Origin of the sequence: Devosia chinhatensis (assembly GCF_000969445.1) — a bacterium.
In the GTDB taxonomy this organism is placed as follows: domain Bacteria; phylum Pseudomonadota; class Alphaproteobacteria; order Rhizobiales; family Devosiaceae; genus Devosia; species Devosia chinhatensis.
The window spans coordinates 588,191-600,000 of record NZ_JZEY01000061.1; the positions used below are offsets into that span (position 1 = coordinate 588,191).

An 11,810-nucleotide genomic window follows, 5' to 3' on the forward strand; every position below is an offset into this window, starting at 1 on the left:
AAACCCGTCGTGTCCGGCCGGCTAGGGGCCGCATCCAGAGAGAACTATCGTGCTCGGTCGTCTGTTTGACTTCAGCGTAACGCGTGTGGCTCCCGTATCCCTGTTCGCCGTTGCCTGCCTTGTCGGCAACAGCTGGTGGACCTTCCACAATATTTCTCAATTGGTTCAGGCCACGACCTGGGTCGAGCAGACTGCCGACATCCAGCTCGAAGTGGCCCGGATCGAGACCGATCTCGTCAATGCCGAGACCGGCCAGCGCGGCTATGTGCTCACGGCGCTGACCGACTACCTCGAGCCCTATTACGCCGGCATTCGCTACGCCGATCAGCGCCTCGTTCAGCTGGACCGGATGGCCACTGGCCATCCCGCGATTACCGCGCAGCTCGATGACCTCGAAACTGCCGTGCTGGGCAAGTTCGAGGAAATGCGCACCGTCATCAGCCTGATGGAAACGCGCGGCCAGATCGCGGCCCGCCAGAGAATTTCCCTGGGTGAGGGCAAGGCGCTGATGGATGAGGTCCGCCTCGTGGTCAGCACTATTCAGGGCGAACTCGCCAGCGACCTCGAGGCACAGAAGCAGCAGGTTGCCCTGGCGCGCACTTCGGCCCTTTCTGCCCTGTCACTGTTCGTCACCGGCACCCTCATCCTGGTCGCCCTGCTCTATGCCACGTCCCGGCGGGAGCTGGCCCGCCGATCCAAGGATTCGGCGGAGATCGCGCAATATGCCCAGTCGCTCAAGAGCTCGCTGGCCGAATTGCGCCGTGACCGCAACGAGGTGCAGGAGCTCATCGAGGCCGCCGGCTATATGCAGAGCTGCGACTCGGTCCCGGAACTCACGCGCCTTTTGACGCCCATTCTCGAGCGCATCTTTGCGGGCTATTCGGGGCATGTCTATCTGCACGCACCCTCGCGCAACCGGCTCGACTGCGTCGCCAGTTTCGGTGGCCTAGAACCAGCGCACCTGATGGCGCCCACCGATTGCTGGGCCTTGCGGCGCGGCCAGGATCATCTGCACACGCTCGAAAACGGCGCGCCCGCCTGTGCCCATCATCATGGCGAACGATCAGACACGCTCTGCGTCCCGCTCATCGCCCATGGCGACACGATCGGGCTGCTCACGCTCATCCGTCAGGACCAGCAGGATCACGACCCCGCCGACAAGATGGACAATGCCCGCCGCCTCTCGCACATGGTGGGGGCGCAACTCGGGCTGACCTTCGCCAATCTCAAATTGCAGGATTCCCTGCGCCAGCAGGCCATTACCGACCCGCTCACCCAGGCCTTCAACCGCCGCTACCTCGATGCGATTGGCGACAAGATCCTGGCCCAGGCGGATCGCTTCCATCAGCATCTGGCCGTGGCCATGCTCGATGTCGACCATTTCAAGCAATACAACGACCTGCATGGCCACGTCGCCGGCGACCATGCCCTGACAGCGGTCGCCCACTTCATGCAGACCCATATCCGCGAGGCCGACTGGCTGTTCCGCTATGGCGGCGAGGAATTCCTCATCATCCTGCAGGGCAGCGACGCGGACTCTGCCCGCGCCAAGCTCGAGCACATGCGAGAGGCGGTCGCCGCGCTGCAATTCACCAATGGCGACATCGTCCTGCCGGGCGTCACCATCTCGCTCGGCTGCGCCATCTATCCCGAGCACGCCACGTCCCTGGCCGAGCTGATCGACCTGGCCGATGGCGCGCTCTACGAGGCCAAGGCTGCCGGCCGCAACCGGATCCGCCTGCATGAAGGCCGAAGCGAAACTGCCTCTGTTACGGGGGCCAATCTTCTATCCATTGCGGCAAAGGCATGAGGTCATGACGCGTTCTTCTGCCAATCCTGTCGGCATGTTCATGGCCGACCAGACCCCCAGGATCCTGCTGGTCGACGACGACCCGGAAATCGCGCGCCATGTCGGCCGGGCGCTGGAGCGCCTGGGCTGGGAGAGCCGCACCCTTGACCGTGATGAAGACGTGCTCGACGTCGTCGCCGACTGGCAGCCGTCGCATATCATGCTCGATCTCGTCATGCCGGGCGAAAACGGCATCTCGCTGACCCAGCGGCTGGCCGAAGCCGAGGTCCGCGCCTCCATCATCTTCTCCAGCGGCGCCGACCGGCGCATCATGGAAGCGGTGGCCCGCTCGGCGCGCCTGCATGGCCTGACGGTGGCGGGCCTTCTGCCCAAGCCCTTCACGCGCAGCAAGCTTGCCGAGGCCCTGGGCCGCGCCGTCATGCCCGCAGGGGACACGTCCGGCCCCAGCGCCGAGAGCGACAACATCCTCGAGATCGACCCCATTGAGCTCGAATCCGCGATCAAGCGCGGCGATATCCGGCCCTGGCTCCAGCCCCAGGTGGCGTGCGACAGCGGCGCTATTGTCGGCTTCGAGGTGCTCGCCCGCTGGCATCACGCCCATCACGGCATCATCGGCCCCTCGGTCTTCATCCCCACGGCCGAAACACATGGCCTGATCGAACGGCTGACCCTGGCGCTGGTCAGCCAGGCGCTGCATTGGCTTGGCGCCAATGCCGCCCATGCTTCGGCGACCATGTCGTTCAACGTCACGCCCAGTCTTCTCGAAGAGGGCGATTTCGTCCAGAAACTGTTGCGCGCCTGCGCCCGCTACGGGGTCGATCCCGCCCGCGTCGTGCTCGAGGTCACAGAGAGCACGCGGCTCAAGCAGGACGTCGCCACGCTCGACCGGCTAACCCTGCTCCGTCTCGACGGCCTGCGCCTGTCGATCGACGATTTCGGCATCGGCTATTCCTCCTTGCTGCAGCTGGCGCATCTGCCCTTTTCCGAGATCAAGGTGGACCGCAGCTTCGTGTCCATGGCCACGCGCTCGGATGAAGCCCGTGCCATCGCCACCTCGATCATTTCGCTGGCCCGCCAATTGGGCATGACCAGCGTGGCCGAAGGCGTCGAGGACAAGGCGACCTTCGATCTGCTGCGCGAAGCCGGCTGCAATCGTATTCAAGGCTATTACTTTTCAAGGCCGCTCAGCCTCAAGGAGGCGAATAATGTGCGCAGTCAGTTCGATGTAACATAAGTTAGTTGGCAAATGATGCGTTCGCAGATACCTCTGATATTCGCCAAAGGCGCAATAGCGGCGGCATCGAATGCAAGACTTCTCCATCACGTGCTACGTCCTCGACGACGACCCCGCGGTGAACGAGGTCATCTGCGGCATTCTCGGCCGAAATGGCGTCGATTTCGAGAGTTTTCTGAGCCTTGATGCCCTGCTCCGGGCCATGGCGTCGACCCATCCCGATCTCATCTTTCTTGATGTGCGGCTCAAGGATGCCGACGCGGTCGAGGCGGTGCGTCAACTCCACGCCATCGGCTATCGCGGCAAGATCCAGGTGGTCAGCGGCCTCGGCGCTGCCCAGCTGTCCGAAATCTATCGCCTGCTCGAGCGCTACGGCTATGGCAGCCTCTACCCCATCGCCAAGCCCTTCCGCTCCGCTGCCATCAAGGCCGCCTTGTCCCATCTTTCCGAGGGCCCGGCGATCAGCCCTCCCCCTCGCCCCGCTGCCGGCCTGGTTTCTGCCTGGCTCGCCAGCACCCGCGGAGAAAGCGGCATCATGGTCGCTCAGCCGTCTCTGCTTGCCGCCGGGCAGGGGACCGATCTGTTCGCCAGCCGCCAGCGTTTCGATGAGGTCATCGATCAGGTGCGTCTGGCCTGGTCCGCGGCCAGGCCGGGCCGGCAGCCACAGGCCTGGCTGCATATGACAGCTGGCGCCGCCCTGGCCCTGCCGCTGGGTTCGCTCTCGGCGTGGTTGTCCGACCAGCAGAGCCTCAACCTTGGCATCGTCGTGCCCGCCACGCAGATGCTGACGACCTCCAGCCAGGTCGACGATCTGCGCACACGATTGCTGGTCTATGGCTTCCGCGTCGGCCTGCTCACCACCAACCTGCACGACATTTCGCTCAATTCCCTCGTTCGCATCACCGGCGGATGCCTTGTCCTGGGCGAGCATTGCATCGCCGAGATCCTGGGCAACCCGATAGACCGCGCCTTGGGCGAGAACATTCTGGCCGCGTGCCGCAACAAGTCCATTTCCGTGGCGGCCCTCTATCAGCCAGGTGTCGAGGAGCAAAACGATCTGATCGCCCTGGGCATCGAATGGCTGGCCGCCCCCCTCGATGCCATGGTGCCGCTGGTCCACTTGCCTCAGGCACCCCGGCCCCAATTCGGTCCGACGCAGGACCAGGACAAGCCGGAAGACGCCGGCCTGCCTGATTTTCCCGGCCGCGACCTGCTCAGCCAGCGCGAATACGAAATCGTCAATCTCACGGCCAACGGCTTTTCTGCCAAGGAGGCGGGGCGCGAACTCGGCCTCAGCCACCGCACTGTGGAAGTGCATCGCTCCAATGTCTTCGCCAAGCTGGGCGTCAAGAACGTCGCCCAGCTCACCCGTCTCGTTCTAGGCCTGCGCTGAAGCGCTTTAAGTGGAAACACCTAAATTTCTGCCGCCCCTGTGCGCCATCGCCCTTTCGTGCAAATTAGCGCCAGTCCTCTGAGACATGCGGCGAAACCCTCAATGAGAAATTGGGCCTCTTCCTGGAGAACGCTGATCGCGGCGCTCGTGGCGAGTGCGGTCTTCCTTGTCATGGCCGGCGCCTTTGCGGTGCGCGAGCAGAGCGTCTACCACGATTTCGCGCTCAATCGCCTTCAACAGCAGGCATCGGCGCTGACGACGTCGACGGCGACCCTGCTCACCGAAGTCGACCAAAGTCTGCTCTATGTGGCCGACAATGTCACCGATGCCATTGGCACGCCGCAATTTCGCGCGCGCCTTTCGGAGGCGCTTCGCATTGCCCGTGCGACGACGCAGCTTCCCAATTCGGTTTTCGCGCTCGACGCACGCGGCCGTGTTTTTGCTCTGGCCACAGACGTCTATCCAGAACCCTTCCCCTTGGGCGATGTTGATTACGCCCTTGCCCATATCGAGGGAAAGGTCGAGGGCGTCTTTGTCGGTGCAGCGCGGCTGGGACGGCTGGGAACGTCTTCGGGCCGCTGGATCTTCGGCCTGAGCCGCGCTGTGCGGGCCGCAGACGGGACGCTGATCGCCATACTCGTAGCGACGATACCGATCGATCGGCTGTCGCCGCTCTTGGTCTCGTCCTATGGGGCAGAACCCGGCGTCGGCACCTGGATCGCCCTCGACGGCAGGCTGCTGCTGCGCGAACCGTTCATTCCCGATGCCATTCTTGACCAGCCCGAGGATCAGCGCCAGCTTTACGAACGGCTGCTGGCAAGCCAGGCCAGCGGCACGACGGAACTGATCTCCTATGCCGATGGGCAGCGCCGTGCGATTGCCTGGCAACGCTCTGAAGCATTTCCTATCGCCACGGCCGTCGCCGTCGCAACATCCCCGTTGATGAACGAATGGCAGCGCACCTTCAGGCTCGGCCTGTTCGGCGCAATCTTGTTCTGCACGGCTATGGTGCTCGGCGGCTATTTCATCGACCGGCTCCGCTTGATTTCAGCGACCGAACGCCGTCTGGCGATGGATAGGTTCGAGCATCTTCTGGGCGGTATCAAGGACATCTTCATCGCCGTCGACCGCGATCTGAACATCACCGAATACAATGCGGCAGCGGCCGAGAAGCTGGGAAGCGGCGACGTCATCGGCCGGCCGTTATTCGAGCTCTTCCCGGAACTGCGTGAGGAGCGCAACCGCAATGCACTGGCTGAAGCCACCCTCAGCAGGCAGCGGGTTCAGGTGCAGATCGAGCAGCCCCAGAGTGGCGATACCTACCTGCTGCATTTCTATCCCTTCCTCGATGGCGTTGCCATCCTGGCCGAGCGGGTCACCGAACGCATGGTCATGGAGGCGCGCCTCAATCAATCCCAGAAGATGGAAGCTTTGGGGCAGCTGACCGGCGGCATCGCCCACGACTTCAACAATCTGCTCACCGTTATCGTCGGCAATGCCGAGGCCCTTCTCGATCTCGATATGGACGAGGAGAGCAAGCGCAATGCCGAAGGCATCGTGCACGGCGCCGAGCAGGCGGCCGAACTAACCCGGCAATTGCTGGCCTTTGCCCGTCAGCAGCCGCTGACCCCGCGCAGTCTCGACCTCAATCGTCACATCTCCGCCATGCAGGCCATGCTGCGACGGGTCCTGCCCGAAACAATTTCCATCACGCTCAATCTCGATGAAGTCTGGTCGGTCTGGGTGGATGCCACTCAGCTCGACTCGGCGCTGCTCAACATCGTCATCAATGCGCGCGACGCCATGCCAGATGGCGGCAGCATCGTCATGGAGACAGCGGGCATCCAAATCGACCAGCGCGACAGCATGCCCGGCGTCGATCTCAAGATGGGCCAATATGTGCGCATTTCCATCACCGATAGCGGCACGGGCATGCCCCCCGACATTGCCGCACGCGCCTTCGACCCCTTCTTTTCCACCAAGCCCGAAGGCAGCGGCACGGGCCTCGGCCTGTCCATGGTCTATGGCTTTGCGCGTCAGAGCGGCGGTCAGGTGAGCCTCTACAGCGAGCCGGGTCACGGCACCACGATCAGTCTTTACCTGCCCCGCTCGCTGCAAAGTTTCTCTGCCAGCGACATGGCCCAGGAGATCAGTGCCAAGGAACCCTTGGAGGGTGGCACCGAGACGATTCTGATCGTCGAGGACAATGCCTTGGTGCGCGTCTTCGCCCGCAATACGCTACGGCAACTGGGCTATCGCGTCGTCGAGGCAGAGGATGCCGCAACCGCTCTGGCACTCTTCGCAAAGGGCGAAACCTTCGATCTGGTGCTCAGCGACATCGTCCTGCCGGGCGACATGAGCGGTCCGGCCCTGGTCGAAACCCTCTGGCAGCGCCAGCACCGCTTCGCATTGCTCTTTATGTCCGGCTATCCCAAATCTGCGCTCAAGACCGCCGCCCCTCTGGGTGACATTGAGGTGCTCGGCAAGCCGTTCAAGCGCGATGCCCTGGCCCGCGCCGTGCGCAGCGCCCTCCAGCGCGGCCCCGCTGGCTGACGAGAAAGCCCATCAAAGTGCAAATCCGGCGGGAACGCGCCTGCCTGCCAGTTCATCGGCAATCCGCTCGGCCGAGCCCAGCGCCAGCGTGAAACCCAGCGCGCCATGTCCGACATTGAGCAGCAGGTTTTCGGCGCTGCGACTGCGTCCCAAAATCGGCAGTCCGGTGGGCGTGGCCGGTCTCTGCCCGGCCCAGAGAAGGGCATTCTGCCAATCGGCGGCGTCGGGAAAATCGTGCCGAGCATCGGACAGCAATTGTCCGATGCGGCGCTGGTCGATTCCAAGATCGTGCCCCACCAGATCGGCTGCGCCCGCAAGGCGCAGCGTCGCGCCCAGCCGCGCATAGACCACCTTGCGTGCGGCGTCTGTGATACTCACCGAAGGGGCAGGCGCCGCTGCGGGAATCGGCGCCGTGGCGCTATAGCCCTTGAGGGGATAGATCGGCAGGTCGAGCCCGGCGCTTTGCCCCAGCGCCCGTGAAGCGACCCCGGCAGCCAGCACGAAGATATCCGCTTCGAAATCGCCCCTCCCGGTACGCACGGCCTTGATCGTCCGCCCCTCGCGCACAAATCCCCGCACTTCGGTATCGAGCATCAGCGCATTTTCGCCGAGCAGGCCCGCCATGCCCTTGGTGAAGAGATGGGCGTCGCCGGCCTCGTCGCCGGGCGAGAAAAGGCCACCGACCAGCCGGTCGGCAATGGCGGCAAGCGCCGGCTCGAGCGCCAGGCATTCCGCCACCGGGACGGCGCGCTTGTCCGTACCGCTTTGCGCCTGCTGCTCGGCATAGCGCCTCGCCGCGCTGTAACTCTTCTCACTCGAATAGACCACCAGCTTGCCGGTCTGCGTCCAGTTGAAGTCGATTTCGCGCAAGGACGCGCTGTCGTGGAGAATTCGCTTGCTGCGCTCGGCAAGGCTGCCGAGCAGGTCGATCGTGCGCCGCGCGCGCTCTGGCGTGCAGGCAGCGAGAAATTGCATCAGCCAGCGATACTGGAACGGATCGAAGCCGGGGCGGAACTGCACCGGGGAGGCCGGGTCGGTGAGCAGCTTGGGCAATTGCCCCCAGACCGAGGGATCGGCAAGCGGGGCGACATAGGAATAGCTCAGCTGCCCGCCATTGGAAAAGCTCGCGCCATTGCCCACCGCCTTGGCGCTGTCGATCACGCTCACACGGTGGCCGTCCTGCACCAAGCGCCACGCACAGCTGATCCCGACCACGCCGGCGCCGATAACGATGATATCCATTGAGCCATTCCATTAGACGAAAATTGCGCAGCCCGCGCCTTTCTGGCACGAAAATGCCTGAACCTTGTCAAGTTTCCGCCATCATGGGTTGCGGGCTGAGAAGATTCCCTGTTCTATTAAATCAGAGACCCAAGCGGTCCAATACATAAGGTTGCACCTAGTCGACCAAACGGAAGGAAAAAAATTCCCATGACAAAGCAGTTCATTGTCTCTGCCATTGCGGGTGTCGCCCTTATGGGCAGTGCGCTTCCCACGATTGCACAGCAGCAGTTCATTACTATCGGAACGGGCGGCGTAACGGGTGTTTATTATGCCGCCGGTGGCGCAATCTGCCGTCTTATGAATGAAACCCGCGCCGAGCATGGCTTTCGGTGCTCGGTCGAGTCGACTGCTGCTTCCGTTTACAACCTCAACGCCATCCGCCAGGGCGAGCTCGACTTCGGCGTGACGCAGACGGACGTGATGTTCCATGCCGTCAACGGCGAAGTTGCTTTCGCCGAGCAGGGCGCCTGGGACGGCATGCGTTCGGTCTTCTCGCTCCATCCCGAACCCTTCACCCTCCTCGCTCGCGCCGATGCCGGCATCGAGACCTTCGAGGACCTGGCTGGCAAGCGCGTCAATATCGGTGCGCCCGGCTCGGGTACCCAGACCTCGATGGACATCATCCTCGATGCAGCCGGCATGTCCCGCGACGACTTCGCGCTGACCTCCGAACTGCGCCCCGATGAGCATGGGCCGGCCCTCTGCGACAACCAGATCGATGCCTTCATCTATGGCGTGGGCCACCCCTCTGCCAATATTGCCGACCCGACCACGACCTGCGGTGCGCAGCTCGTCGCGCTTCAGGGCGATTACATCGACGGCCTGGTGAGCGAATATCCCTATTACGCCAGCGTCACCATTCCGGGCGGCACCTATGCCAACAACGAAGGCGACACCGCCACCTTCGGCGTGCTGGCGGCCCTGGCCGTGTCCGAAGACACCCCTGACGACGCCGTCTATGCTCTGGTGAGCTCGGTGTTTGAGAACTTCGACACCTTCAAGTCCCTGCATCCGGCCCTGGCCAATCTGACCGAGCAGGCCATGGTCTCCGATGGTCTCTCCGCGCCGCTGCATCCGGGCGCCGAGCGTTATTACCAGGAGCGCGGCTGGCTCTAAGCCGGTCACAACGATCCAGCCTGTTATGCGGCGACCCCTTCGGGGGCCGCCGTTTCTTGCTCTAGCGTCCAGTGCGCCCAGCGGAATTTGCCATGCCCGACCAGCATAAGCCTGCCACAGCATCCAGTGATGTCCCTGACCGCGAAGAACTGGCGCGTCTCGTTGCCGAAGCCGATACCGGTGGGCGTGAACCCCGCAGCAAGGCCGCGCGGACGGTGCTCTACCTCACCGCGCTCGCCTGGGCGCTGTTCCAGCTCTGGTACGCTTCGCCCCTGCCCTTCCAGCTGCGCATCGGCGTCTTCAACGCCACCGAGGCACGCGCCATTCATCTGGCTTTTGCACTCTTTCTGGTTTTCGCCGCCTATCCGGCGACCAAAAAGGCTCCACGTGATTATGTGCCCTGGTACGAATGGATGCTGGGCCTAGTGGCAGCCGGCTGCTCGCTCTATATTTTTCTCTTCCAGGCCGATCTCGCCCGGCGCCCGGGCCTGCCCACCACGCTCGATATTGTCGTGGCTGTCATCGGCGTCGTCATGCTGCTCGAAGCCGCGCGTCGCTCTCTGGGCGTGGCGCTGCCCATCGTCGGCATCCTGTTCCTCTGCTACGCCTTTTTCGGCCCCTACCTGCCGGACCTGATCGCCCATCGCGGCGCCTCCGTCCCCCGCGCCGCCACCCAGTACTGGCTGACCTCCGAAGGCGTGTTCGGCGTCGCCCTTGGCGTATCGACGGCCTTCGTCTTTCTCTTCGTGCTGTTTGGCGCGTTGCTGGAGCGTGCCGGCGCCGGCAATTATTTCATCAAGGTCGCCTTCGCCATGCTCGGCCATTTCCGCGGCGGACCGGCAAAGGCCGCCGTGCTCGGCTCGGCCGCAACAGGCATCATTTCGGGCTCTTCCGTCGCCAATGTCGTGACCACCGGCACCTTCACCATTCCCTTGATGAAGCGGGTGGGCTATCCCCCGGTAAAGGCCGGCGCCATCGAGGTCTCCTCTTCGGTCAATGGACAGATCCTGCCGCCCGTCATGGGCGCGGCGGCCTTCCTGATCGCCGAATATGTCGGCATTCCCTATTCCGAAGTGGTCCGCCACGCGATCATTCCGGCGCTCCTCACCTATATCTCGCTGTTCTACGTCGTCGACATCGAGGCGCGGAAATTCAACCTGCAGGGGCTTCCCCGCAAGCGCTACCGCTCCACGCTGATGAGCATGGCCCTGTTCGGCATGACCGCGGCCGCCTTCGTCATCTTCTGCTGGGTGGTCGGCTTTGCCCTCGGCTGGACGCGGGACGTCTTCGGCGCCGGCGCCAGCTGGGCGGTCGGCATCGGCACCATCCTGCTCTATCTCGGCCTTCTGGCCGCCCGGTCGCGCTTTCCTGATCTGGCCGACGAAGACCCCAACAATCCCGACCTCATCCTGCCCGACACCGCCAAGGTCGCGCCCACCGGCATTCACTATATCCTGCCGGTCTTCATCTTGGTCTGGTGCCTCATGGTCGAGCAGCTGTCACCCGGGCTCTCGGCCTTTTATGGCACCTGCGCGCTCATCATCCTGGTCGTCACCCAGAAGCCGCTGATCGCCCTGTTCCGCGGTCAGAGACAGGTCATGGAGGCCTTGCGCTCGGGCGTGGTCGACCTCTTCGAAGGCCTTGTCACCGGCTCGCGCAACATGGTCACCATCGCCATTGCTACCGCCGCCGCAGGCATCATCGTCGGCACCGTCGCCCTGACCGGCATCGGTCTGGTGATGACCGAAATCGTCATCTCGGTCTCGGGCGGCAATTTGCTGGTCATGTTGCTGATGACGGCCGTCATCTGCATGGTGCTGGGCCTGGGCATGCCGACAACGGCCAATTACGTCGTCGTCGCCACGCTCATCGCCCCGGTGATCGTCGAAGTGGCCTCGCTCAACGGTCTCGCCGTGGCCCTGGTCGCGGTCCATCTCTACGTGTTCTATTTCGGCCTCATGGCCGATGTGACGCCGCCGGTGGGCCTGGCCTCGTTTGCTGCCTCGGCCATTTCGCGCGCCGACCCGGTGCGCACCGGCGTCCAGGCCTTCCGCTATGAAATGCGGACCGCCATCCTGCCGCTGATCTTCATCTTCAACCACCAATTGCTGATGATTGGCGTCACCTCGTGGTGGGGATTGGCGCTGACGGTCTCGATGTCCTTGATCGGCATGCTGATGTTCGTATCTGTGACCCAGCAGATCTTCATTACCCGCAGCCGCGTCTGGGAAAGTGCGATGCTGCTGGCTGCCTGCTTCATGCTGTTCGTCCCCGGCCAGGTCATGGATCGCATCATCCCTGCCATGGTCAGTGCCCCGGCCTCCGAGATCGAGCAGCGCGCCGCCGCTGTTCCGGCCGGTGAATTCCTCACGGTCGAATTCTCAGGCATCGATATCTCGGGCAATGATTATACCCGGCTG

General features: G+C 63.5%; 7 protein-coding genes (1 of these 7 cut by a window edge). 6 read left to right on the forward strand and 1 reads right to left on the reverse strand.

Annotation, left to right across the window (positions count from 1 at the left end; all coding sequences use genetic code 11):
* Positions 1-49: 49 nt before the first annotated feature.
* The 4 genes from VE26_RS13145 to VE26_RS17215 all read left to right on the forward strand — a co-directional run bounded on the left by VE26_RS13145 (position 50) and on the right by VE26_RS17215 (position 6,990).
* A complete protein-coding gene (locus VE26_RS13145) occupies positions 50-1,810 on the forward strand; it encodes a diguanylate cyclase (RefSeq protein ID WP_084620440.1) in 1,761 nt (586 codons plus the stop codon).
* Positions 1,811-1,814: 4 nt separating this feature from the next.
* Complete coding sequence (locus VE26_RS17790) at positions 1,815-3,044, forward strand: EAL domain-containing response regulator (protein ID WP_052715908.1); 1,230 nt, start codon at positions 1,815-1,817, stop codon at positions 3,042-3,044.
* A 70-nt stretch (positions 3,045-3,114) separates the two neighbouring features.
* Complete coding sequence (locus VE26_RS17210) at positions 3,115-4,437, forward strand: response regulator transcription factor (RefSeq protein WP_052715909.1); 1,323 nt, start codon at positions 3,115-3,117, stop codon at positions 4,435-4,437.
* Positions 4,438-4,539: 102 nt separating this feature from the next.
* Positions 4,540-6,990, forward strand: coding sequence for an ATP-binding protein (locus VE26_RS17215; RefSeq protein ID WP_052715910.1), 2,451 nt, complete (start codon positions 4,540-4,542; stop codon positions 6,988-6,990).
* A gap of 12 nt (positions 6,991-7,002) precedes the next feature.
* Here VE26_RS17215 and VE26_RS13165 read toward each other — a convergent pair whose 3' ends face one another.
* Positions 7,003-8,232 carry a D-amino acid dehydrogenase gene (locus tag VE26_RS13165; RefSeq protein ID WP_046105669.1) on the reverse strand — a complete coding sequence of 410 codons (1,230 nt, stop codon included), beginning with the start codon at positions 8,230-8,232 and terminating at the stop codon, positions 7,003-7,005.
* 189 nt (positions 8,233-8,421) lie between these two features.
* Here VE26_RS13165 and VE26_RS13170 point away from each other — a divergent pair, with 189 nt between their 5' ends.
* Positions 8,422-9,390 (forward strand): TAXI family TRAP transporter solute-binding subunit, encoded by a 969-nt coding sequence (locus VE26_RS13170; protein ID WP_046105670.1) that lies wholly within the window; start codon positions 8,422-8,424, stop codon positions 9,388-9,390.
* Positions 9,391-9,482: 92 nt separating this feature from the next.
* Positions 9,483-11,810: the 5' portion of a TRAP transporter permease gene (locus VE26_RS13175; RefSeq protein ID WP_046105671.1), read on the forward strand. Its footprint extends 306 nt past the window's final position; only the first 2,328 of its 2,634 coding nucleotides appear in the window; its start codon is at positions 9,483-9,485; its stop codon lies off the right edge, out of view.

Excerpts from the sequence above, each read along its gene's own strand:
- VE26_RS13165 (WP_046105669.1), bottom strand. The coding sequence starts at position 8,232 with ATGGATATCATCGTTATCGGCGCCGGCGTGGTCGGGATCAGCTGTGCG.
- VE26_RS13170 (WP_046105670.1), top strand. The coding sequence starts at position 8,422 with ATGACAAAGCAGTTCATTGTCTCTGCCATTGCGGGTGTCGCCCTTATG.
- VE26_RS17210 (WP_052715909.1), top strand. The coding sequence starts at position 3,115 with ATGCAAGACTTCTCCATCACGTGCTACGTCCTCGACGACGACCCCGCG.
- VE26_RS17790 (WP_052715908.1), top strand. The coding sequence starts at position 1,815 with ATGACGCGTTCTTCTGCCAATCCTGTCGGCATGTTCATGGCCGACCAG.
- VE26_RS17215 (WP_052715910.1), top strand. The coding sequence starts at position 4,540 with ATGAGAAATTGGGCCTCTTCCTGGAGAACGCTGATCGCGGCGCTCGTG.